This is a genomic window from Thalassolituus pacificus, assembly GCF_025318105.1.
GTDB classification, from domain to species: domain Bacteria; phylum Pseudomonadota; class Gammaproteobacteria; order Pseudomonadales; family Oceanobacteraceae; genus Venatoribacter; species Venatoribacter pacificus.
Genome location: NZ_JAOANI010000015.1, coordinates 348,584 through 370,248, shown reverse-complemented (window position 1 = coordinate 370,248; position 21,665 = coordinate 348,584). Strand labels below are relative to the sequence as shown.

The window sequence follows — 21,665 nt, the reverse complement described above, 5'->3', positions numbered from 1 at the left end:
TTCGAAACGAAAGATTTGATGCGGGAATTTAGCAGAGCGAAAGAAAAGATCAAGATACAGCGGAGAATTTACCTGAAGGCGGGGTATCTGACAGGGCAATTCAGCCCTGACAGATACGGTTGCGGCCTTCGTTTTTAGCCTGATACAGCGCTTTGTCGGCACGGTCGAAAACGGCGTCCGGTGATTCCAGCGCATGAAATTCGCTGACGCCGAAGGACATGGTGATCGGCACCCGCTCTTTTTTAAAGTTAAACGGACTGCCTTCAATTTTTGCGCGTAATTTCTCTGCCACCACCATGGCATCCGCGCTACTGGTTTCCGGCATCAGAATGACGAATTCTTCACCGCCATAGCGGGCAATAAAATCGACATCGCGCAGGTTTTTTCGCAACGAGCGGGCAATCAGCTGCAGCACTTTATCACCGGCCAGATGGCCATAATTATCGTTGATGCGTTTGAAGTGATCGACGTCACCGATCACCAGGGCTAATGAACCGCCATAACGATTACGGCGCAGCAGTTCTTCTGCCAGGCGGGCCTGATAGGCATCGCGGTTGGGCAGGCCGGTGAGGTTGTCGTGGGTGGCGCGGCGTCGCTGCTCTTCAATAGCCACACGGCTTTCGCTGACTTCCTGTTCCATCTCGCTCAGCCGCGCCTGCAGCATTTCCAGCTTGGCGGCGAGCCGTTCTTCGCGTTCTTCTTCTTCTTTCTGATACTTTTCCATGGCCTGCACAATCATGGTCAGATGATCGCGCACGCTGACACCCAGCTCGCCCAGATCACCGGATCCGGTGACCACCGAGCGGATATCGGCGATCTGATCGCGCACCATGCCGTCGAGATCCAGGCGCGCGCGTTTGCGTTCCATTTGTCCCTGGCTGGCTTCGCTGACCAGAATCTGAATTGCCTGCAAACGCTGATCGAGGCTTTGCAGAAACTGCTCCAGCTCGGTTTGGCTGTTGCCCAGGCATTCGAGCAGGAAATCGGTGGTGTCTTCCAGCAGAGGAACCAGTTCGTACCAGTTCAGACCTTCCTGTAAACGGTTTTGCAGGTTGAGCACGGTGTGGCTCAGACGTTCAGGAATGACCAGCTGTGACAGCAGGTTAAGCAGGGTTTCAGACACTTCCTGGGCAATATGGGAGAATCCCGGTTCAGTGTCGTGGCCTTCACCGGCATCCGAGTCGGGCGGAAGGTCTTCGGCGGCTTCCTGATCGTTGGGCTTAAACCAGCGTTGCCACCATTTGCTGCTGCGCTGTTCTTCAAAACCTTCCAGGGTGGCGATTTCACCTAAAATCTGAATCCAGCTTTGTAGCTGATTGATATAGCCTGACCAGCTCAGCAGCTCATTGCTGGCATTTTTACGGATTTCTTTAATGCGCTTCAGCAGCGGTCTTGGCAGTGGGCAATGGCTGAGTTTTTCGGCGGTATCGGCCAGCTGACCAAGCAGCACTTCGGCCTGGGCGGTATTTTGTTCTTCAAAGCGTTTAACGGCGCGTTCCAGTTCATCCATGGCCCGGTTCATGCCACTGGCTCCGGGTTTCAGCGCGTCGCGCAGGTCATTCAGCGATTTATCGACGCCCGCAGCCTGACCTTCTGCCAGCAGCGACACCATAACCAGCCCGCGTCGCATCTGATCGTGTTGCTGTTCTGAGGTGTTTTTGAGTTTCTCGTGGCTGTCTAACAGATCGAGATATTTGTCGCGCCAGCGCCGGGCGGAATCCGACCCTGCTCCCTCTGCCATGTTGCGTCCTCGGGTTACGTCTTTTGGAGGTGTTTAAATAGTCAGGACAAGTATAGGTAAGGGAGCTGAAGTTGCTGTGTTGAATCGTGGAAAAATTGCGTGGTGTCAGGGTTGTCCGGGCAGGACAATTTCTGCTGCAACGGGCAGGTGGTCGGACTGCGGATGATTGATTACCGCGATGCGTTTCAGTTCGATGTTGTCACTCAGCAGAATATGGTCGAGGCCCCGGCTCGGTTGCCAGCTGGGATACGTGGGCAGATGTTGCTCCAGACGGTGCAGGGCGAGGCGTTTCAGCGGGCTTTGCTGCAGCAGGATTTCGCTCTCCTGATTGAGGTCGCCCATGATCACCAGGCGGGGCGCATCGGCGACCAGATCGCAGAGGAAATCGAGTTGGCTGAACTGGGTGCGTTTACCCAGCGCCAGATGCGTAATCGCAACCAGCAGCTCCTGCTCGCCGCTGCCAAAGCGCAGCAGCATTACGCCACGGCCGGGCAACAGGCCGGGCAATGAGTGTTGTTCGACCCGTGCTCCTGACAGGCGGGTCAGCAGGCCATTGCTGTGCTGCGCCAGTTTGCCGAGGTTGCGGTTAATCTGTTGATACCAATGAGGAAAATGAGCTTCCCGAGCCAGGCGCTCGATCTGGTTTTCCTGACTGCTGCGCCAGCTGCCACCATCGGCTTCCTGCAGGGCAACAATATCGAACGGGCTGACCAGTTGGGCAATCTGGCTCAGCGCCCAATCGCGTTCGCGACAGGGCAGTAAATGCTGCCAACTGCGTAACAGATAGTGGTGATAGCCGCCGGTCTGAATGCCGACCTGCATATTGAAGGAGAGTAAACGAAGGGTGTCAGCGGCACGGGGTGCCGCTGTGAATTCCTGCAGAGTGCAGAAATGGGTCATGTTACTTGCCGGACAGCAGTGCGCGCTCTTTGGCGATCAGGTAGTCGGCCACTTTCAGCATTTGATCCTGACCACCGGCGGAGGTGGCATCAATCACGTATTTACCCTGCACGATCAGGGCGGGTACGCCGGAGATCTGGAACGCACGGATACGCTGGTCGCCTTGTTTCATACGACTTTTAACTGTGAATGACTCGTAAGCCTTGTCAAAATCAGCGGCTTTGATCCCGGCCTTGGCAACCAGAAAGTCACGCTGGTCGTCACGATCCAGCAGGCGCTGGCGCTCAACATTAACGGCCTTGAAAATCTCGCTGTGCATGCTATCCAGAACACCGAGTACATCAGTGACATAGTAAAGCTGAGCATGAGCAACCCAGGCGCGGCCAAACATCGCCGGTACGCCTTCAAAAGAGACGTCAGCGGCCAGGTTTTTCTTCCACGGAGTGATGATGTCTTCCAGGTGGAAACAGTGCGGGCAGCCATACCAGAAAGCTTCTTCAACATGCACTTTGCCATCGGCCAGCACAGGTACAGGCTCTGCCAGCACTTTGTATTCTTTACCGGCCTCGTAATCGGCGGCCTGAGCGCTGGCGCTGATCAGCAATACGGCAGCTGCCATCCATTTGGTTACCTGTGACAACATGGGTTACTCCATTCTTATTAATCAGATTTTGTTAGATGCATTTTTGCATAAAGGTTCGGCATCGCCCACCGCCAAAATGCAAAGACCAGTCAAGTGGGGGACAAACTGCAGGCATAAAAAAAGGTGGCCGCAGCCACCTTCTTCTTTATCTGCGGATTAACGCAGACCCTGAATGTACGAAGACACGGCTTCGATTTCAGTGGTGTGCAGACGATAGGCGATATCACGCATCATGCGGGTATCACCATCGTTGGTACGCTGGTTCATGCTGAACGCCGTCAGCTGAGCCTGAGTGTAGGCATCGTGCTGACCTGCAAGGCGTGGGAAACCAGCTGCTTCGATGCCTTTGCCGTCCGGGCCGTGGCAAGCGAGACAAGCGGGAACGCCCTTGCTTTCGATACCGCCGCGGTAGATGCGCTGGCCAAGTTCAACCAGTTCTTCTTTAGCACCGCCAGTGGTTGGTACCTGAGCGCTGAAGTAAGCGGCCAGATCAGCAACATCGGTATCACTCAGGCCGGCAACGAATGGAGCCATCGCCGGAACCGGACGATTACCATCGCGAATGTCTTTGATCTGTTTGATCAGATAACGCTCGCCCTGGCCTGCAATTTTCGGGAAAGTTGGTGCAAGGCTGTTACCGTCGGCACCGTGACAGGCAGCACAGGTAGCAGATTTTGCTTTACCGGCTTCAGCATCACCGGCGTGAGCAACGGACATCAGTCCGGCAGAAACGATCAGGCTAATCAACAGGTTTTTCATCATCAGGTCCAGGTTGTATGTGAATTCGTCTACTACTCAGGCAGCGCGCTTACTTCGGCGTTGCCATGTAGTTGATCAGTTGTTTGTACTGGTCAGCAGTACAGTCCATGCACAGACCGCGTGGCGGCATGGCATTCAAGCCGTTGGTGACGCTGGTTACCAGTGCATCCATGCCCTTGGCCATACGTGGCTCCCAGGCGGCTTTATCAAAGGCTTTCGGAGCACCGGCAACGGCCATTGCATGGCATACGTTACAGGTTTGCTGGAATTTAGCCGCTACATCGAAGGCCTGAACATTTGCACTCATTGCTGCAATTACGGCAGCCATCAAAGCCAATCTTTTCATCATATGAGTCTCTCTCTACTTGCATGTTTTAGTTGGTTAAAACAGCTTAGCCCCGGACTCATCGCCCTGTGATAGAATGGGTGCGTCATCCAAAGGCCAAGCATTATATAACATTAATTTCCGGACGGTCATTACGTTTACCCCATGATAGAACAGGAATCATTGACCTACACCAACACTCACTTCGTTAAGAGCGCCGCGAAGTTGAGTCAATGCCCGATGGATATTCTGCGGGAAGTAGCCTTTGCTGGCCGCTCCAATGCAGGTAAATCCAGTGCATTGAACAGGTTAACAGGTCACAAAAAACTGGCGCGTACGAGTAAAACTCCAGGTCGTACGCAGTTAATTAACTATTTTCAGATCGGCGAGTTGCCATTGGCGCTGGTTGATTTGCCCGGCTATGGCTTTGCCAAAGTGCCGTTGGCGGTAAAAAACGAATGGCAGCGCGAGCTGGATAATTATCTGCAAAACCGTGACGCCCTGATTGGTCTGGTATTGCTGATGGACATCCGCCATCCGCTGAAAGAATTCGACAACGCCATGATCCAGTGGGCGAAGCGTTCAGAAATGCCGCTGCATATCCTGTTGACCAAGGCCGATAAGTTGAAACGCGGTCCGGCGCAGAGTGCCTTACTGCAGGTGCGCAAGGCGGTTTCGTCACTGGGAAATCTGGTCAGTGTGCAGACCTATTCGTCACTGAACGGTGAAGGGACGGACATTCTGCAGAAGCGTCTCAACAGCTGGTTGCTGCCGGTTGACGACGATGCTGCTGCGGATGCGCAAGAGACGCCGCCTGCCTGAATGCGAACCGGCACTATCCGTGCCGGTCTCCTGCCTTTTTCTGAGGCCGTCTGCGGCGGCTTCAGTTGGCAACACGACGATGTCCGCTCGTGATTGCTGCTCTGTATTACATCCCCGATATCCATAAGAAAATACAACCTGAAAACCGGTTTTTAACCGGCAAAGCAAAAATCCGTGGCTATAGTTTAATCATTCCCTTGGGAATTGATGGACAGATGCATGACTTCTCTCTCCGGATGTTTTTTTAAGGTCGTTCTTTTCAGGTAGTTATTTTTCTTCTGTACTTTTTTCTTCGGTACTTCCCCAATGATCCGAAGTTGACCCGGTCGTTTGCCCCCAATGGCGACCGGGTCTTTTTTTGCCTGCCGTTTACGTTGTCTGCCGTCAGGCGCTGCGTCTGCTATCACGCAGGCTTTGCAACACCAGGCTGAACGCGAATAAAGCCGTTGCTGCCACGACCACGCTGGGGCCTGCCGGTGTGTCCCAGTGGAATGATGCCCACAAGCCTAACAGCACTGAGATAACACCGGTCGCACTGGCCAGAAACACCATCTGTTCCGGTGTACGCGCCAGACTGCGCGCCGCCGCCGGGGGAATAATCAGCAGAGCGCTGACCAGCAGAATTCCGACCACTTTCATGGCCAGAGCGACCAGTAGCGCCAGCAGCAGAATCAGCATCAGGTTCAGGCGCTGCACCGGGTGGCCATCGATGGCGGCAAGTTCCTGGCTGACGGTAATCGCCAGCAGCGCGCGCCACTGCCAGAACAGCAGCACAGCAATGAGAATGGCGGCCAGCAGAATCCAGAGCACATCAATACGTTCTACCGCCAGCAAATCACCAAACAGATAACCCATCAGGTCGACGCGGATGCCCTGTGCCAGACTCAGCGTCACCAGACCAATCGCCAGGGTGCTGTGCGACACAATGCCGAGCAGGGTATCGGAGGATAAGCGTGAGCGGTTCTGCAGCGGCAGTAACAACAGAGCCAGTAACACCGAGCCCAGCACCAGTGCCAGCGTCAGATTGATATCGGTGAGAACACCAAAGGTAATGCCCAGTAAGGCACCGTGGGCCAGGGTGTCACCAAAAAAGGCCATGCGCCGCCACACCACAAAACTGCCCAGTGGTCCGGCCACCAGAGCCAGCAGAATGCCCGCCATTAATGGCATCAGCCACCAGTAATCGAACAGATTCACAGAATATCCTTGCCGGGCGCCCGGTGTTCAACATGGCCATCGGCGCAATGCTGGTGATCGTGATGGTGAGTGTAATGGGCAATGGGAGCCTGTTGCTGGCGGGCACCAAACAGCTGAATGTAGGCTGGATCAAGGGACACGGTGTCCGGATGACCGGAGCAGCAAATATGGCCATTCAGGCAGATAACTTCGTCGGTGGCGGCCATCACCAGATGCAGATCGTGCGACACCATCAGCACCGCGCAGCCGAGTTCGTCACGCAGCTGCGGAATCAGACGATACAGCTCCAGCTGCCCTTGCACATCGACGCCCTGTACCGGTTCGTCCAGCACCAGCAGGTCGGGTTTGATCAACAGCGCGCGAGCCAGTAATACCCGTTGCCATTCACCGCCGGACAAATCATGCACCGACTGTTGCGCCAGCGCGCGGATGCTCAGACGGTCGAGCCAGTGACCGATGCGTTCGTGGCTGGCACCCCGCGCCAGTTGCAGAAATCCGGTCACCGTTAATGGCATACGCTGATCCAGACTCAGGCGTTGTGGCATATAGCCGATACGCAGTCCGGTGCGACGCGTAACGGTGCCGGAGTCGGGTTTTTCCAGCCCCAGCAACACTTTAATCAGCGTCGATTTACCGCAGCCGTTAGGGCCGATCAGCGTGATGATCTGCCCGGCTTTCAGATTCAGGCTGATATCGTTGAGTACGGTTTTGTGCTGGCGCACAAGCTGTAAGTGGCTGGCGCTGAGGACGGCGGTTGTCTCGCTGCTGTTCATGCGCTGGCCTGGCATCTTGGGCACAGCCCCATTAATTCCGTCATTTGTTGTTCAACTTTGACTCCCAGCATGGCTTCGGCCTGACGCGCGATTTTATTTACCTGCTCAGCGTCCAGCTCCTGCGCTTCGCCACACTCGCGACAGACGAAAAAGCAGCTGGGATGCGCTTCGCCCGGATGCGTGCAGCCAATAAAGGCATTGAGCGAACTGATGCGGTGCACCAATCCCAGGTCCAGTAAAAAATCGAGGGCACGGTAGACCGTTGGTGGTGCCGAGTTAAATCCTTCTTCCGCCAGTTTGGGCAGCAGGTCGTAGGCACCAACCGGTTTGTGATTGGCCCAGACCAGTTCCAGTACACGCTGGCGTACCGGAGTCAGGCGCGCGCCCTGCTCTTCACACAGAGCGCGGGCGCGGGACACAGCGCTGTCGATACAGACGTGGTGGTCGTGGGCCTTGTAGACGTTTTGGGTCATCGTCGCGCCTCGGAGATTAGGTTATAATGTTGCAATTCTACGACAGGAACGCCCCGATACAATGAAGAATTTGCCGTTGCTGCTGATTTCACTGTTGCTGAGTCTCAGTCTGAGCAGTCAGGCTGCTCCTATCAGCCATGAACCGCCATACAAAGTGCTGGCGACTGTTCACCCGTTGGCGCTGATGGCTGCCTCGCTGGTGGAGACGGAACAGCTCAGTGTCTTGCTGCCGCCGGGCATGACGCCACACGATTTTTCCCTGCGTCCATCCGATATCGATGTTATCCAGAGCGCCGATGTCATTATCTGGTCTGGTGCTCAGGCTGAGCCTTACCTCAGTGGTTTTGCCCGCCGCTGGCCGGATAAAATCTGGATTGATGTCTCGCAGTTACGTGCAGAAGGGCAGCCGAATGATGGCCACTGGTGGTTTTCGCCGGCCATGATGGTGCGCGCACAGCAGCAATTGGCCAATGCCCTGGAGCTGCCTGCCGGTAACTTCGCAGCGGATGTTGATGCTGCTTTACAGCGCGCCGAGCAGTTACTGGCGCCGTTGCGCAGTCGTGGTTTCTTTGTTTTTCACCGGGCCTATGATCACTGGGTGCAGGCCATGCAACTCAATCAGGTCGGTGCCTTTACCCTGTCACCGGAGCAGAAGCCCGGTATGAAAACCCTGCAACGCATGCGCGACCAGCTGACCTCCGGTGAAGTGGTGTGTGTCTTCAGCGAGCCGGAATTTTCCCCGGCACTGGTGCAATCGGTGGTGCGTGGTCTGGATGTTAAACAGGGCGAGCTGGACCCGGTGGCCAGTCATATTTCTGTGACAAAGACGGGCTACCCTGATTTTATTCAGGATCTGTCCCAGCGTTTTGCCACCTGTTTAAGTCCGGATTAATCACTCTGGTCTGATCTCCGCCCCGATCAGGCCAATCACCATTGCGGACTTGCCATGGCCGACGCTTTGGGTCAGGTTAACACCTGATACCTGTTTGCCACGGAGGTACGGACATGGAGCTTTACCGGCAGGTCCGGTCACAGACACTCGTACTGTGCCAGCCGCTGAACGCCGCCGATCATGAATTACAGGCGGCCGAGTTTACCAGCCCGCTGAAATGGCATCTGGCCCATACCAGCTGGTTCTTCGAAACCTTTCTGCTTAAACCCCACCGCCCTGATTATCAGGAATTTCACCCGCTGTTCGGCCATCTGTTTAACAGCTATTACAACGGCATCGGCCAGCCCTTCCCGCGGGCGCAGCGCGGCCTGCTATCCCGCCCCACACTGGACGAGGTGCTGGCCTATCGCGCGCACATTGATCAGGCGATGCAGCCCTTGCTGACTGACGCCAGCCTGCAGCCACTGATCGAACTGGGGCTGAATCACGAGCAACAGCATCAGGAGCTGATGCTCACCGACCTGCTGTACTGCTGGGCAAAGAATCCGCTGGAACCTGTATATCAGCCAGCCATACAGCATTCTGCAGAACAGACAACGCTGAGCTGGCTGAGCTTGCCGGAAGGCATTGCCGAGGTCGGCTACAGCGGCCCGGCCTTTGCTTTTGATAACGAAACCCCGCGCCACCGCCAGTGGCTGGCGGGTGGAGAAATCGCCAGCCGTCTGGTGAGCAATGGCGAATACCTGCAGTTTGTGGAACAGGGCGGTTATCAGCAGCCGCAATGGTGGCTGGCCGATGGCTGGAGCTGGATCAGCAGCCTGCCACCGGAGGAACAGCAACCGCTTTACTGGCGCCAGCACAATAACGAATGGAGTGCATACGGCCTGGCCGGACGACAGCCGCTCGACCCGCACGCGCCGCTTTGCCATATCAGCTTTTACGAAGCTGATGCTTACGCCCGCTGGGCCGGGGCGCGCCTGCCGACAGAAGCCGAATGGGAAAGCGCTGCACGGTTGTTTCCGCAACAGTTGCAGCAGCTGTTTGGTTGCCGCTGGCAGTGGACCGCCAGCCCTTATCAGCCTTATCCGGGGTACCGTCCTGCCGCCGGCGCGGTGGGCGAATACAACGGCAAATTTATGTGTAATCAGATGGTGTTGCGTGGCAGTTCCTGCGCCACGCCCGAAGGTCACGGCCGTATTACTTACCGCAACTTTTTCTACCCCCATGAGCGCTGGCAGTTTACCGGCCTGCGCTTAGCCCGCGACACCGCATAACGCCCTGAAAACAATATAAAACCGATGACACCACACAACGGATGGCATTACGGGAGACACGGTATGAAACGACAGGCATTGCAGGTTTTCGATCACTTACCCGCACCGCTGGATCTGCGCGAAGAAGTTCTGAAAGGATTGGCGCAACGGCAGAAAACGTTGCCAGCCAAACTGTTTTACGATGAGCGCGGCTCACGGTTGTTCGAGGCGATTACCGCGCTGCCGGAATACTATCTGACCCGTACCGAAATTGGCTTACTGCGCCAGCACGGCGGTGAGATTGCACGCATCGTCGGTGCCGGCAGTGTGCTGCTGGAATATGGTGCCGGGGCCAGTCTTAAAATCCGTTTGCTGTTAGAAGCACTGCGCCCGGATTGTTATGTGCCGATGGACATCAGCCGTGAGTTTTTATTGGCCGCCGCGCAGCGTCTGCTGGACGACTATGACTGGCTGAGTATTTATGCCGCCTGTGTGGATTACAGCCAGGCGCTCAGTCTGCCGCGTCAGATTGAACAAGCCGAACGCAAACTGGGATTTTTCCCCGGCTCCAGCCTGGGCAATTTCACGCCGCCGGAAGCGCAGCAGTTTTTACAGCGCGTACGCCAGACGCTCGGGCGTGGCAGTTATTTTCTGCTTGGCGTGGATCTGGAAAAAAACGCGGCGGTGCTGGAAGCTGCCTATAACGATCAGCAGGGGGTGACGGCGGCCTTTAATAAAAACATGCTGCGTCATCTGAATCAGACGCTGGGCGCTGGCTTCGATGAACAGCGCTTCCGCCATGAGGCACGCTACAACTCAGAGCAATCGCGCATCGAAATGCATCTTATCAGCGAGGTTGATCAGGTACTCAATGTCGGAGGTCGTCAGATCGCGTTGCGTAAAGGCGAAAGTATCCACACCGAAAATTCCTGTAAATACCATCCGGACCGATTGCAGCAGATGGCTCAGACCGCCGGTTTTGACACCCGCCGGATATGGACCGATGAACGCGGCTACTTTGCTCTGTTGTTGCTGCAGGGCGTGTAAATACTGCGCAAGGAGGATACCCGTCAGCCGCACCGTTGCTGGACAGGCATCGCAGGCCCGTTAGAATAGCCGCCACTATTTTCTGTGGATATTGCTGTTATGACACTGGCCGTCGTTACCCTGGCTGCGGGCAAAGGCTCGCGTATGAAATCCGACTTGCCAAAGGTGCTGCACCCGCTGGCGGGTCAGCCGATGCTGGCGCATGTGCTGCGCAGCGCCTCAGCGCTGGCCGATGCCAGTCTGCATGTGGTGATCGGGCACGGGGCTGATGTAGTGAAAGAACAGATCACGGATTTTCCGCTGACCTGGGCGCTGCAAAGTGAACAGAAAGGCACCGGCCATGCGGTGGCGATGGCCATGCCTGACGTTGATCCGGCATCCACCGTGTTGGTGCTGTACGGCGATGTCCCGTTAATCCGCAACGAAACCCTGCAGAAGCTGCTTAATGAAACCCACGACGGCCATGCTCTGGCCTTGCTGACGGTTGAACTGGCCGATCCGAATGGCTACGGCCGTATCGTGCGCGATGATGCCGGTAATATTCTCTCCATTGTTGAACACAAAGATGCCAGCGATCTGCAGCGTAAAATCCGTGAGGTGAACACTGGCATTCTGGCAGTCTCAGCGGCGTTGCTGAATGAGTGGCTGCCAAAGCTTTCCGCCAATAATGCTCAGGGCGAATATTATCTGACCGACGTGATTGCCATGGCGGTGGAGCAGGGCGTGGCGGTGCGGGCGATTCACCCGCAGGACGAATACGAAGTGCAGGGTGTGAACGACCGTCTGCAACTGGCCGGTCTGGAACGCGTTTATCAGCGCCAGCAGGCGGATCAGCTGTTGCGTGATGGTGTCTCTCTGGCCGATCCGGCACGCATCGACGTACGCGGTACCCTGACCGTGGGTGCGGATGTGGTAATTGATGTTGGCTGTGTGTTTGAAGGTGATGTGGTACTGGAAGACGGCGTACAGATCGGCCCGTACTGCGTGATTAAAAACAGCCGCATCGGGCAGGGCTGCGAGATTGAATGTTATTCCATGATCGATCAGGCGCTGGTGGCCGCTGACTGCCATGTTGGCCCATACGCGCGTTTGCGTCCGGGCGCCGAGCTGCATAACGGTGCCAAGGTCGGTAACTTCTGCGAAGTGAAAAAGTCGGTGATCGGTGAAGGTTCCAAGGTGAACCATCTGACCTATATCGGCGATGCTGAGATCGGTAAAGACGTGAATATTGGGGCGGGAACCATCACCTGTAACTACGATGGCGTGAACAAGTTTAAAACCGAAATTGGCGACAACGCTTTTATTGGTTCCAATTCCTCGCTGGTGGCACCGGCAAAAATCGGTGCCGGCGCAACGGTCGCCGCGGGTTCGGTGATCACTAAAGAAGTGGCTGAGGGAGAGCTGGCCGTGGCACGCGGTAAGCAGCGCAACGTGACTGGCTGGGCGCGTCCGGTTAAGCAGTAAGTACAAACCGCAGGAGCCGCTCTGGCTCCTGCTATTTCAGCCGTCCTCAGCGCGGAACGCGGCGGATACGCCCGGTTTCATCGATAGCAACATACACAAACACGGCGTCGACTACCTTGCGCCGTTCTACTTCGTTCGGATTCTGCGTCCACACTTCGATAGCGATGCGGATGGAAGAGGTGCCGATATCCAGCAGGCGGGTATAAAAACACACGGCCGCGCCGATGCGAATCGGTGACATAAACACCACCGACTCCAATGCAACGTTCGCAATCCGGCCCTGAGCCAGACGGCTGGCGACGCTTTCGGCAGCGTGGTCCATTTGCGCGACTACCCAGCCACCGCTGATATCGCCATGAACATTGGTTTCACTGCGGGTGGGAATCAGGCGCAGGGCCAGCTCGCCTTCGGGGGTTGGCTCGCAGTCTTCACGGACATCTTCAGGGGAGTGCTCGTGGGAATGGTCGACGGCGTCCTTTATCGGATCCATGGGGCTCTACCTGGTTGGAATTATTTTGTGCGGAGTGTACTGGTTTTCTGCCCCCAGCACATCCGCTGCCAATACGACTTTAGCGGCAGGCCGGATCAGCCATAGAGCTGATCCGGTAACCAAGTGGCCAATTGCGGGAAGATGGCCAGCAGCAGCAGGATCAACAGCTGAATGGCAATAAAAGGCATGACGCCGCGATAAATGGTGCGGGTGGCAATTTCTTTTGGCGCTACACCACGCAGGTAAAACAGGGCAAAACCAAAGGGTGGCGTGAGGAATGAGGTCTGCAGATTAATGGCAATCATAATGCCCAGCCAGACCGGGTCGACGCCCATCATCAGCAGTACCGGCGCAACAATTGGCACCACCACAAAGGTGATCTCGATAAAATCGAGAATAAAGCCGAGCAGGAAGATCACCAGCATCACGATCAGCATGGCGCTGAACACGCCGCCAGGCAGGCTGGTAAAGGCCGAATGCACCAACTCTTCGCCACCAAAACCGCGGAATACCAGCGAGAACAGCGCAGCCCCGATAAAGATCAGGAATACCATGCTGGTGACCTGCAGGGTGGCATCCATCACTTCTTTTAAACGCGCAATATCAAACTCGCGGTAAGCAATGGCCAGCAGCAGGGCGCCACCTGCACCGATACCGGCGGCTTCGGTGGGGGTAGCAATACCGGTCAGAATTGAGCCGAGCACGGCGATAATCAGCGCTAGTGGTGGCAGCAACCCTTTGAGTAATTCGAGCACAAAAGCGCTGTCCAGTGGTGGCCGGTCACTGACGGCCGGTGCGGCTTGTGGACGGAACAGAGCCACCAGGCCGATGTACAGCAGATAAGCGGCAACCAGCATCAGGCCGGGGATCAGTGCACCAACAAATAAATCGGCCACTGAGATGGTTTCCGGGCTGAAAATACCCATCTTCAATTGCGCCTGCTGGTACGAGCTGGACAGCACATCGCCAAGAATAATCAGCGCCGTCGATGGTGGAATAATTTGCCCCAGCGTGCCGGTTGCGCAGATGTTGCCGGTTGCCAGCGCCGGGCTGTAGCCCTGACGCAGCATGGTCGGTAACGAGATCAGGCCCATGGTCACTACGGTGGCACCGATAATGCCGGTGCTGGCCGCCATCAGCATGCCAACAATCACCACCGAGAATCCCAGACCGCCGCGTACCGGGCCGAACAACAGGCCCATATTGCGCAGCAGACGTTCGGCAATGCGCGACTTCTCCAGCATTACGCCCATAAACACAAACAGCGGCACCGCGATCAGGATCTGGTTGCTGAGAATGCCGAACATACGGTTCGGCAGCGCATGCAGGAAGGCATCATCCAGCGTACCGGTTAATACGCCGACACCGGCAAACAGCAGCGAGGTACCGGCCAGCGTGAAGGCCACCGGAAAGCCACACATCAGTACGAGGCAGACCAGCACAAATAACAGCAGCGGCATTAACTCAGCCATAGTGCTTTTCCACCTCCGCGGTTTCATGTGCATCGGTATGCGGCACGAAGGTCTTGGCCAGCTCGGCCAGCGCCTGCAGAATAATCAGCAGCGGCAGGGCGACGATCAGGCTTTTGAGCAGATAAACAAAGGGCAGGCCGCCGGTTTCCGGCGATTTTTCGCCAATGGCCCAGGCGTTGGCCACGTAATCCCAGCTGACCCAGAGCATAAACAGGCACACCGGCAGCACCAGTAGCACAATGCCGAGACGGTCGACCCAGGCCTGACGCTGTGGCGACCAGTTGCGGTAGAACACATCCACCCGCACATGTCCGCCCTGCTGCCAGGTATAGGCGGCGCCCAGCATAAACAGCGACGCATGCAGATACATCACCGCTTCCTGTAAGGCAATGGACGGGATATTGAAGCTGTAGCGCAGCACGACCACAAGACAGGAAAAGATCACCATCAGCAATGACAGCCAGCGTACGGATTCGCCGATAAGCCGGGTGAGCCGGTTCAGTTGTAGCAGGGAATTCAGCAAGTTCTGGGTCATCGGGTGCTCTTATTATTGGCGGCAGAACAAGGGCGCAGCAGGCCCGGGCGGCGCATTATACCCACAGAACATGCGGCTTGCAGCCCGATTCCTGTGTCACACAACTGTCATGGTGTTGTAATAAATTGCCTGTCTGTCATATTTCTGTAACATTGCGCTCCAATAATCACGTTCATCCAATAGCCAACGCTGTTCCTGGATTGGTAACAACCGGAATACAAAAGGAAGCAAAGATGAAAAAAGCTCTGTTAGCTGGCGCCGCAATGCTGGCCTCTGTCGTAAGTGTTACGGCTCACGCCGAACGTGATTACATCAGCATCGTGGGTTCCTCCACGGTTTACCCGTTCTCTACTGTTGTGGCTGAGCGTTTTGGTAAATCGACTAACTTCCGCACGCCTAAAGTTGAATCCACCGGTTCCGGCGGCGGTCTGAAGCTGTTCTGTTCTGGTGTGGGCGACGCAACGCCGGATATCACCAACGCTTCCCGCGCGATCAAATCGTCTGAAATTGAACTGTGTGCCAAAAACGGCGTAACCGACATCGTTGAAGTGATGATTGGTTACGACGGTATCGTATTCGCTAACACGGCGGCGGCTCCTCACATGGAACTGACCCGTAAAGATATGTACCTGGCGCTGGCGAAAATGGTTCCTGCGCAAGACGGTTCCGACACGCTGATCGAAAACCCGTACAAAACCTGGAAAGACGTAAACCCTGTTCTGCCTGCCAAGAAAATCGAAGTTCTGGGGCCACCGCCAACGTCCGGTACCCGCGATGCTTTCGTTGAACTGGCTATGGAAGGTGGGTGTAAAGCATTCCCATTCATCAAAGCGATGAAAGACAGCGACAAGAACAAATACAAAGCGGTATGTCACGGTCTGCGTGAAGATGGCGCTTATGTTGAAGCGGGTGAAAACGACAACCTGATCGTACAGAAACTGGTTGCTAACCCGGATGCATTCGGCATCTTCGGTTTCAGCTTCCTGGAGCAGAATGCAGATAAAGTGCAGGGTTCAACGGTTGACGGTAAACTGCCGACCTTTGACGCGATCTCTGATGGTTCTTACCCGGTCAGCCGTTCACTGTTCTTCTACGTTAAGAAGGCACATGTCGGCGTAATCCCTGGTATCGAAGAGTATCTGGCTGAATTCACCTCTGAACGTGCGATGGGTGAAGAGGGTTACCTGGCCGATAAAGGTATGATCCCGATGACTGATAAAGAGCGTACCCGTGTTCTGAAAACAGTAAAAAATCTGACGCCGCTGGCCGCTAAGTAAGCTGCAGGCGCGGTCGGAAGACACGCGGCAAAAGCCGAGGCAGCGCCTCGGCTTTTGCATGTCACAACCACTTAAAGATCAATGACCCATGAATTACAGTAGCTTGATCATTGCGGTTCTGATTCTTCTCGGCGGAGCCTATCTGCTGGGACGGAACCGGGCCCGGGCAATTGCCAGCCAAGGCATACGCCTGCACTCACTGCCAACTCACTACGGTGCGTTGATGGCCCTGTGGACGGGCCTGCCGCCTTTGTTATTGCTGCTTATCTGGGGTTTGGCCGAAGCGCCAATCATTGATCATCTGCTGATCGCCCAGTTGCCGGAAGCCATTCAGCAGGGCACTTCGTCGGAAATTCAGCTGACCATCAGCAAAGTCCATAATCTGGCGATTGGTGCGGGTATTGATGCGGCGCCGGAACTTGAACCAGCGGTGCGTCACCTGATCGATCTGCAACAGCGCACGCTGCTGCTGCACAGCGGTATGGTGTTGTCGCTGGCGCTGCTGGGTATTGCCTTAACCTGGCGCCGGATCAAAGCCGACATGCGCGCCCGCACCGAAGTGGAAAGCATTGTCCGCCGTCTGCTGTTTGCCAGCTCCGGTGTTGCGGTACTGACAACCCTCGGTATTCTGGCCTCAGTTCTGTACGAAGCCTGGCAGTTCTTCGGTAAAGTCAGCCCGTTTGAATTCCTGTTCGGCACCACCTGGTCGCCGCAGGTGGCCTTGCGCGCTGACCAGTCCGGTTCTTCTGGCAGCTTCGGTGCGGTACCGCTGTTTGCCGGTACCCTGCTTATTTCGTTGATCGCGATGTTTATTGCCGTGCCTGTTGGTCTGATGGCGGCTATTTATTTATCCGAATACGCCACGCCGACCATTCGCCAGTACGCCAAGCCGGCGCTGGAGATTCTGGCTGGTATTCCTACCGTGGTGTACGGCTTCTTTGCCGCATTGACCGTGGCTCCGGTGATCCGTGAGTTGGGTGAATCGATGGGTCTGGCGGTGTCATCAGAAAGTGCGCTGGCCGCCGGTCTGGTGATGGGCATCATGATTATTCCGTTCGTTTCTTCTTTATCCGATGACGTTATCAACGCCGTGCCGCAATCGTTGCGTGATGGCAGTTACGGTCTGGGTGCCACCAAAAGTGAAACCGTTAAAGAAGTGGTTATACCTGCGGCTCTGCCCGGTATCGTGGGTGCCATTATGCTGGCAGTATCGCGTGCCATTGGTGAAACCATGATTGTAGCGATGGCGGCTGGTCTGGCTGCGAACCTGACGGCTAACCCGCTGGATTCTGTGACCACCGTAACCGTACAGATCGTAACGCTGCTGGTGGGCGATCAGGAATTCGATTCACCGAAAACACTGGCGGCCTTTGCGCTGGGACTGGTGCTGTTCCTGGTGACCCTGGTGCTGAATTTTGTGGCTCTGAAAGTCGTACAGAAATATCGGGAACAATATGACTAATACCTCTATGAGTACCCGCGAAAAAGTTGAAAAAAGCATGGTGCGCCGCCGTGCGGCGGAAAAACGCTTCCGTGTTTACGGCATGGCGTCGGTGTTGTTTGGTCTGCTGTGTCTGGTGGGTTTGTTTGGCGACATTATTAATAAAGGCGCTTCCGCCTTTCGCCAGACCGTTATTCAGACGGAGATTCTGATTGATGCTGATTATCTCGGCATTAATAAAAAAGCCGATGATCAGGAAATCCGTAACGCCGATTTTGAAGGGTTGATTAAGCAGCACTTCAAAAAGCTGGTACAGCCTGAAGGACGCAGTGAACGGCGCATGCTGTACAGCATGATCAGTGCTGGTGCGGCCTGGCAGTTACAGGAAGCGGTGATGCTGAATCCGTCGTTACTGGGACAGACGATGAGCATTAATCTGATCGCCGATGACGATGTCGATCAGTGGTTCAAGCACGACCGTGGCACCGAGTTGCATAACAATCGTATGAACGAAACTCAGGTGAAATGGCTGGAACAGTGGATTGAACAAGGCATGTTGAAGACACAGTTCAACACCCTGTTCTTCGTTAATGGTGATTCACGCGAGCCGGAACTTGCCGGTATTCGTGGTGCGATTACCGGTACCTTCCTGACCTTGCTGGTGACCTTTCTGTTGTCATTTCCGATTGGTGTGGCGGCGGCGATTTATCTGGAAGAGTTTGCCCCGCGCAATAAAATTACCGAGTTTGTTGAAATTAATATCAACAACCTTGCCGCGGTGCCGTCCATTACGTTCGGCCTGCTGGGTCTGGCAATTTTCATTAATATTTTTGGTGTTGCCCGCTCCACACCGTTAATTGGTGGTCTGGTGCTGACGCTGATGACCTTGCCGACCATTATTATTTCCGGTCGCGCAGCGATTAAAGCGGTACCACCGTCCATCCGCGAAGCTGCCTTCGGGTTGGGTGCGTCGAAAATGCAGGTCGTATTTCACCATGTATTACCGCTCGCCTTACCGGGCATGCTGACCGGTACCATTATTGGTATGGCACAGGCGCTGGGTGAAACGGCCCCGTTGCTGATGATTGGTATGGTGGCCTTTGTGGTCGACGTACCGGGTTTTGTGAATGACCCGTCAACGGTATTGCCGGTACAGATTTTCCTTTGGTCAGACAGTCCTGAGCGCGCCTTTATGGAGCGTACCTCCGGTGCCATTATGGTGCTGCTGGGCTTCCTGGTGACGATGAATACCGCCGCGGTGATGCTGCGCCGTCGTCTGGAACGCCGCTGGTAAGTGGTCTGACACATTAACGATTTGATTGGATTAAATAGATTATGAGCATCATCGAAAACCACAAAACCAATGGCGCCGCTTTTTGTGAAAATCCGAAATTAAAGGCCCGTGATGTCGGCGTTTTTTACGGTGAAAAACAGGCCATTTTTGATGTCAGCCTGGACATCGGTGCCAACGAAGTGATCGCCCTGATCGGCCCGTCCGGTTGTGGTAAATCGACCTTCCTGCGTTGCCTTAACCGTATGAATGACACCATCGATATCTGTCAGATCCGCGGTGAAATTCTGCTCGATGGCGAAAATATTTACGATCCTAAAGTGGATGTCGTGCCTTTACGTGCACGGGTTGGTATGGTGTTTCAGAAGCCTAACCCATTTCCTAAGTCGATTTATGACAACGTTGCTTACGGCCCGCGTATTCATGGCCTGGCGCATTCGCGTGTTGATCTGGATGAAATCGTAGAAAAAAGTCTGCAGCGTGCCGGCCTATGGAATGAAGTAAAGGATCGTCTGCATTCACCCGGCACGGGCTTGTCCGGCGGTCAGCAACAGCGTCTGTGTATTGCCCGCACCATTGCGGTCGATCCGGAAGTCATCCTGATGGATGAACCTTGTTCTGCGCTGGATCCGATTGCAACGGCTAAGATTGAAGAACTGATTGACGAATTGCGTGAGAATTACACCATCGCCATCGTAACCCACTCCATGCAGCAGGCTGCACGGGTGTCGCAGCGTACGGCGTATTTTCACCTTGGTCAGCTGATTGAAGTAAACCCGACCGATCAGGTGTTTACGACGCCTCAGCACACATTAACAGAAGCCTACATCACCGGTCGTTTCGGGTAAGGGGACGCTACAATGGAAATGAATTTTAACCAGCATATTTCCGGACAGTTCAACGCTGATCTGGAAGCGATCCGCAACCATATGATGGGCATGGGTGGTCTGGTCGAGCGTCAGGTAGCGAATGCTATTGAAGCGATCTGCAGCGGTGATACGCGCGTGGCCGACGATGTTATCCGCCGTGAAGACGAAGTGGATAAGATGGAAGTGAACATCGACCACGAGTGCACGCAGATTCTGGTGCGCCGTCAGCCGGCAGCGTCTGACTTACGCATGGTGTTGGCAGTCTCCCGTGTTGTGCGCGATCTTGAGCGTATCGGTGATGAAGCCAGCAAGATTGCCATTCATACACTGGAAGTCGCTGATAACAGCAGCAACCAGCTGTGCCAGCAGGCGATGCGTTACATGGGTGCCGAAGTTGTAAAAATGATTTCCGGTGCGCTGGATGCTTTCGCCCGTCACGACGTCGATGGCGCCATTGACGTTGTGCGCAACGATAAACTGGTCGACCAGCAGTATGCTTCTGCTCTGCGTGAGCTGATTACCTACATGATGGAAGATCCACGCTCTATTGGTCAGGCGATTAACATCCTGTGGATTCTGCGGGCCATTGAACGCATTGGTGACCATGCGCGTAATATTTCAGAGCAGGTGATTTACCTGGTGAAAGGTACCGACGTGCGTCACAGCTCACTGACTGAAATAGAAGAACAGGCCAACAAAGACTGATTTTTGTCTCTGCTGTGCAAAAGCCCGCGCATTGCTTTGCTGCGGGCTTTTTTGTGGGTCTTAATCAGCATTCTGCGCACCGGAATAAGGCAAAGTGAAGTATCTGAGCTTAACTTAGTCAGTATCCGCAGGTGAATTCATAAAACATTCATGGAATTGTCATCCAAGTGCAATAAATATTGCTGATGTCATAATTCTGTAATGTAACTGAAACAGAATTGTCACCTATCGGCCAGCCTGTTGCCTGATACGGCACTTTCAGGCAATGAGCTATAACACTGCATGACATTATTCAGGTACACATTATGAAAAAAATCGCCTTATCTCTCGCTATCGCTTCCCCGGTTCTGGTTCAGGCTGAAACCATTAATCTTGAAATTGAAAAGCCCGAGTTCTACGGCAAAATCAATGTGACTCAGGAATTTGTGCAGCAGAAAGACGCTGGCAATTACTCGCAACTGAATTCGAACGCCTCCCGCCTGGGTGTGAAAGGTAAGATTGCGCTGGAGCATGGCCTGAAAGCGATTTACCAGGCTGAGTATGAAACCTTCCAGGACGATGGTGAAAAAGCAGCAGGCCAGACCTTCAGTCAGCGTAATACCTTTATTGGTCTTGAGGGTGGCTTTGGTCGTGTGCAGGCCGGTATGTTTGATACGCCATTCAAAAGCGCACAGAACAAAGTCGATCTGTTTAATGACCTGCAGGGTGATATCAAAAACATCATTTCCAAAAGCGAAAACCGTTCGAAAAACAGCGTGCAGTACAGCTCGCCGTCTTTCGCCGGTCTGGTTGCAACCGTTGATCACCTGAACTCAGAAGATGAAGACGTGAACAACGGTTTGTCGGCATCCCTGGCTTACACCCGTGGCGATATCTACGTTGCCTATGCCTATGACAACGAAGTGAATGGCGAGCTGATGAATGCACAGCGCGTCGTCGGTCAATATAAAGTGGGCGCGGTGCAACTGGGTGCACTGTGGGAAACTTTCGACAACGATGGCACTTCCGAAGAAGGCTGGATGGCATCAGCTGCATTCAAAGCGACTTCTGATGTAACTGTTAAAGCGCAGTACGGTGCGTCCGATATCAAAATAAAAGGCGGCACCAGCTACAGCCTGGGTGCGGATTACAAGTTGGCTAAAAATGTTAAGACCTTTGTTTACGCAACCAGCGAAGAGTCCGATGACGAAACGAAAGACGCCCAGTACTACGGTGTGGGTCTGGAATACAAATTCTGATAAGCGGCATGTGTTGATGCTGTAATCAGAAACAAAAAAAGCGCTTTTACGGCCACTG

At 54.7% G+C, this 21,665-nt stretch carries 22 protein-coding genes; 11 read left to right on the top strand and 11 right to left on the bottom strand.

Going from position 1 to position 21,665, the window contains the following annotated elements:
* Positions 1-100: 100 nt before the first annotated feature.
* From NYR02_RS08860 to NYR02_RS08840, 5 genes are all read right to left on the bottom strand, one after another.
* Positions 101-1,741: a GGDEF domain-containing protein gene (locus tag NYR02_RS08860; protein ID WP_260976002.1), complete on the bottom strand. Its 1,641-nt coding sequence runs from the start codon at positions 1,739-1,741 to the stop codon at positions 101-103.
* A gap of 105 nt (positions 1,742-1,846) precedes the next feature.
* Positions 1,847-2,641: an endonuclease/exonuclease/phosphatase family protein gene (locus tag NYR02_RS08855; protein WP_260976001.1), complete on the bottom strand. Its 795-nt coding sequence runs from the start codon at positions 2,639-2,641 to the stop codon at positions 1,847-1,849.
* Between the two features lies 1 nt (position 2,642).
* Positions 2,643-3,284: a thiol:disulfide interchange protein DsbA/DsbL gene (locus tag NYR02_RS08850; RefSeq protein ID WP_260976000.1), complete on the bottom strand. Its 642-nt coding sequence runs from the start codon at positions 3,282-3,284 to the stop codon at positions 2,643-2,645.
* Positions 3,285-3,440: 156 nt separating this feature from the next.
* A complete protein-coding gene (locus tag NYR02_RS08845) occupies positions 3,441-4,043 on the bottom strand; it encodes a c-type cytochrome (protein WP_260975999.1) in 603 nt (200 codons plus the stop codon).
* Positions 4,044-4,092: 49 nt separating this feature from the next.
* Positions 4,093-4,371, bottom strand: coding sequence for a c-type cytochrome (locus tag NYR02_RS08840; protein WP_270049557.1), 279 nt, complete (start codon positions 4,369-4,371; stop codon positions 4,093-4,095).
* Positions 4,372-4,533: 162 nt separating this feature from the next.
* Here NYR02_RS08840 and yihA point away from each other — a divergent pair, with 162 nt between their 5' ends.
* Positions 4,534-5,190, top strand: a complete 657-nt coding sequence (yihA, locus tag NYR02_RS08835; RefSeq protein ID WP_260975998.1) for a ribosome biogenesis GTP-binding protein YihA/YsxC — start codon at positions 4,534-4,536, stop codon at positions 5,188-5,190.
* A 384-nt stretch (positions 5,191-5,574) separates the two neighbouring features.
* On the opposite strand, the gene znuB is transcribed toward yihA, so the two are convergent.
* From znuB to NYR02_RS08820, 3 genes are read right to left on the bottom strand one after another with little or no spacing between them, the layout of a single operon-like run.
* Entirely contained in the window at positions 5,575-6,360 is a 786-nt protein-coding gene (gene znuB / locus NYR02_RS08830; protein WP_260976277.1) for a zinc ABC transporter permease subunit ZnuB, read from the bottom strand.
* Positions 6,361-6,383: 23 nt separating this feature from the next.
* Entirely contained in the window at positions 6,384-7,160 is a 777-nt protein-coding gene (znuC, locus tag NYR02_RS08825) for a zinc ABC transporter ATP-binding protein ZnuC (RefSeq protein ID WP_260975997.1), read from the bottom strand.
* Positions 7,157-7,633: a Fur family transcriptional regulator gene (locus NYR02_RS08820; RefSeq protein WP_260975996.1), complete on the bottom strand. Its 477-nt coding sequence runs from the start codon at positions 7,631-7,633 to the stop codon at positions 7,157-7,159. The genes znuC and NYR02_RS08820 overlap by 4 nt, the downstream gene beginning before the upstream one ends.
* A gap of 61 nt (positions 7,634-7,694) precedes the next feature.
* On the opposite strand from NYR02_RS08820, the gene NYR02_RS08815 reads away from it, so the two are divergent.
* The 4 genes from NYR02_RS08815 (at position 7,695) to glmU (ending at position 12,289) form a co-directional block, all read left to right on the top strand.
* Positions 7,695-8,525, top strand: coding sequence for a metal ABC transporter solute-binding protein, Zn/Mn family (locus NYR02_RS08815; RefSeq protein ID WP_260975995.1), 831 nt, complete (start codon positions 7,695-7,697; stop codon positions 8,523-8,525).
* A 113-nt stretch (positions 8,526-8,638) separates the two neighbouring features.
* Positions 8,639-9,799 (top strand): ergothioneine biosynthesis protein EgtB, encoded by a 1,161-nt coding sequence (gene egtB / locus NYR02_RS08810; protein WP_260975994.1) that lies wholly within the window; start codon positions 8,639-8,641, stop codon positions 9,797-9,799.
* Between the two features lie 63 nt (positions 9,800-9,862).
* Positions 9,863-10,825: an L-histidine N(alpha)-methyltransferase gene (egtD, locus tag NYR02_RS08805; protein WP_260975993.1), complete on the top strand. Its 963-nt coding sequence runs from the start codon at positions 9,863-9,865 to the stop codon at positions 10,823-10,825.
* A 99-nt stretch (positions 10,826-10,924) separates the two neighbouring features.
* Positions 10,925-12,289: a bifunctional UDP-N-acetylglucosamine diphosphorylase/glucosamine-1-phosphate N-acetyltransferase GlmU gene (gene glmU, locus NYR02_RS08800; protein ID WP_260975992.1), complete on the top strand. Its 1,365-nt coding sequence runs from the start codon at positions 10,925-10,927 to the stop codon at positions 12,287-12,289.
* Positions 12,290-12,335: 46 nt separating this feature from the next.
* Here glmU and NYR02_RS08795 read toward each other — a convergent pair whose 3' ends face one another.
* The 3 genes from NYR02_RS08795 to NYR02_RS08785 form a co-directional block, all read right to left on the bottom strand.
* Entirely contained in the window at positions 12,336-12,779 is a 444-nt protein-coding gene (locus NYR02_RS08795) for an acyl-CoA thioesterase (protein WP_230332201.1), read from the bottom strand.
* A 95-nt stretch (positions 12,780-12,874) separates the two neighbouring features.
* Positions 12,875-14,251: a TRAP transporter large permease gene (locus NYR02_RS08790; RefSeq protein ID WP_260975991.1), complete on the bottom strand. Its 1,377-nt coding sequence runs from the start codon at positions 14,249-14,251 to the stop codon at positions 12,875-12,877.
* Positions 14,244-14,786 (bottom strand): TRAP transporter small permease subunit, encoded by a 543-nt coding sequence (locus NYR02_RS08785; protein ID WP_260975990.1) that lies wholly within the window; start codon positions 14,784-14,786, stop codon positions 14,244-14,246. The genes NYR02_RS08790 and NYR02_RS08785 overlap by 8 nt, the downstream gene beginning before the upstream one ends.
* Before the next feature lie 233 nt (positions 14,787-15,019).
* Between NYR02_RS08785 and NYR02_RS08780 the strand changes: the two genes are divergently transcribed.
* The 6 genes from NYR02_RS08780 (at position 15,020) to NYR02_RS08755 (ending at position 21,607) form a co-directional block, all read left to right on the top strand.
* On the top strand, positions 15,020-16,063 hold the full coding sequence (locus NYR02_RS08780; RefSeq protein ID WP_260975989.1) for a PstS family phosphate ABC transporter substrate-binding protein: 1,044 nt from the start codon (positions 15,020-15,022) through the stop codon (positions 16,061-16,063).
* Between the two features lie 88 nt (positions 16,064-16,151).
* Positions 16,152-17,525, top strand: a complete 1,374-nt coding sequence (pstC, locus tag NYR02_RS08775; RefSeq protein ID WP_260975988.1) for a phosphate ABC transporter permease subunit PstC — start codon at positions 16,152-16,154, stop codon at positions 17,523-17,525.
* Positions 17,518-18,798 carry a phosphate ABC transporter permease PstA gene (gene pstA, locus NYR02_RS08770; RefSeq protein ID WP_260975987.1) on the top strand — a complete coding sequence of 427 codons (1,281 nt, stop codon included), beginning with the start codon at positions 17,518-17,520 and terminating at the stop codon, positions 18,796-18,798. Before pstC ends, pstA begins: the two co-directional genes overlap by 8 nt.
* Before the next feature lie 41 nt (positions 18,799-18,839).
* Positions 18,840-19,643: a phosphate ABC transporter ATP-binding protein PstB gene (pstB, locus tag NYR02_RS08765; RefSeq protein ID WP_260975986.1), complete on the top strand. Its 804-nt coding sequence runs from the start codon at positions 18,840-18,842 to the stop codon at positions 19,641-19,643.
* A 12-nt stretch (positions 19,644-19,655) separates the two neighbouring features.
* Entirely contained in the window at positions 19,656-20,369 is a 714-nt protein-coding gene (gene phoU / locus NYR02_RS08760; protein ID WP_260975985.1) for a phosphate signaling complex protein PhoU, read from the top strand.
* 305 nt (positions 20,370-20,674) lie between these two features.
* Positions 20,675-21,607 carry a porin gene (locus NYR02_RS08755; RefSeq protein WP_260975984.1) on the top strand — a complete coding sequence of 311 codons (933 nt, stop codon included), beginning with the start codon at positions 20,675-20,677 and terminating at the stop codon, positions 21,605-21,607.
* The last annotated feature ends 58 nt before the right edge of the window (positions 21,608-21,665 follow it).

Excerpts from the sequence above, each read along its gene's own strand:
- NYR02_RS08860 (WP_260976002.1), bottom strand. The coding sequence starts at position 1,741 with ATGGCAGAGGGAGCAGGGTCGGATTCCGCCCGGCGCTGGCGCGACAAA.
- NYR02_RS08855 (WP_260976001.1), bottom strand. The coding sequence starts at position 2,641 with ATGACCCATTTCTGCACTCTGCAGGAATTCACAGCGGCACCCCGTGCC.
- NYR02_RS08850 (WP_260976000.1), bottom strand. The coding sequence starts at position 3,284 with ATGTTGTCACAGGTAACCAAATGGATGGCAGCTGCCGTATTGCTGATC.
- NYR02_RS08845 (WP_260975999.1), bottom strand. The coding sequence starts at position 4,043 with ATGAAAAACCTGTTGATTAGCCTGATCGTTTCTGCCGGACTGATGTCC.
- NYR02_RS08840 (WP_270049557.1), bottom strand. The coding sequence starts at position 4,371 with ATGGCTGCCGTAATTGCAGCAATGAGTGCAAATGTTCAGGCCTTCGAT.
- yihA (WP_260975998.1), top strand. The coding sequence starts at position 4,534 with ATGATAGAACAGGAATCATTGACCTACACCAACACTCACTTCGTTAAG.
- znuB (WP_260976277.1), bottom strand. The coding sequence starts at position 6,360 with ATGCCATTAATGGCGGGCATTCTGCTGGCTCTGGTGGCCGGACCACTG.
- znuC (WP_260975997.1), bottom strand. The coding sequence starts at position 7,160 with ATGAACAGCAGCGAGACAACCGCCGTCCTCAGCGCCAGCCACTTACAG.
- NYR02_RS08820 (WP_260975996.1), bottom strand. The coding sequence starts at position 7,633 with ATGACCCAAAACGTCTACAAGGCCCACGACCACCACGTCTGTATCGAC.
- NYR02_RS08815 (WP_260975995.1), top strand. The coding sequence starts at position 7,695 with ATGAAGAATTTGCCGTTGCTGCTGATTTCACTGTTGCTGAGTCTCAGT.
- egtB (WP_260975994.1), top strand. The coding sequence starts at position 8,639 with ATGGAGCTTTACCGGCAGGTCCGGTCACAGACACTCGTACTGTGCCAG.
- egtD (WP_260975993.1), top strand. The coding sequence starts at position 9,863 with ATGAAACGACAGGCATTGCAGGTTTTCGATCACTTACCCGCACCGCTG.
- glmU (WP_260975992.1), top strand. The coding sequence starts at position 10,925 with ATGACACTGGCCGTCGTTACCCTGGCTGCGGGCAAAGGCTCGCGTATG.
- NYR02_RS08795 (WP_230332201.1), bottom strand. The coding sequence starts at position 12,779 with ATGGATCCGATAAAGGACGCCGTCGACCATTCCCACGAGCACTCCCCT.
- NYR02_RS08790 (WP_260975991.1), bottom strand. The coding sequence starts at position 14,251 with ATGGCTGAGTTAATGCCGCTGCTGTTATTTGTGCTGGTCTGCCTCGTA.
- NYR02_RS08785 (WP_260975990.1), bottom strand. The coding sequence starts at position 14,786 with ATGACCCAGAACTTGCTGAATTCCCTGCTACAACTGAACCGGCTCACC.
- NYR02_RS08780 (WP_260975989.1), top strand. The coding sequence starts at position 15,020 with ATGAAAAAAGCTCTGTTAGCTGGCGCCGCAATGCTGGCCTCTGTCGTA.
- pstC (WP_260975988.1), top strand. The coding sequence starts at position 16,152 with ATGAATTACAGTAGCTTGATCATTGCGGTTCTGATTCTTCTCGGCGGA.
- pstA (WP_260975987.1), top strand. The coding sequence starts at position 17,518 with ATGACTAATACCTCTATGAGTACCCGCGAAAAAGTTGAAAAAAGCATG.
- pstB (WP_260975986.1), top strand. The coding sequence starts at position 18,840 with ATGAGCATCATCGAAAACCACAAAACCAATGGCGCCGCTTTTTGTGAA.
- phoU (WP_260975985.1), top strand. The coding sequence starts at position 19,656 with ATGGAAATGAATTTTAACCAGCATATTTCCGGACAGTTCAACGCTGAT.
- NYR02_RS08755 (WP_260975984.1), top strand. The coding sequence starts at position 20,675 with ATGAAAAAAATCGCCTTATCTCTCGCTATCGCTTCCCCGGTTCTGGTT.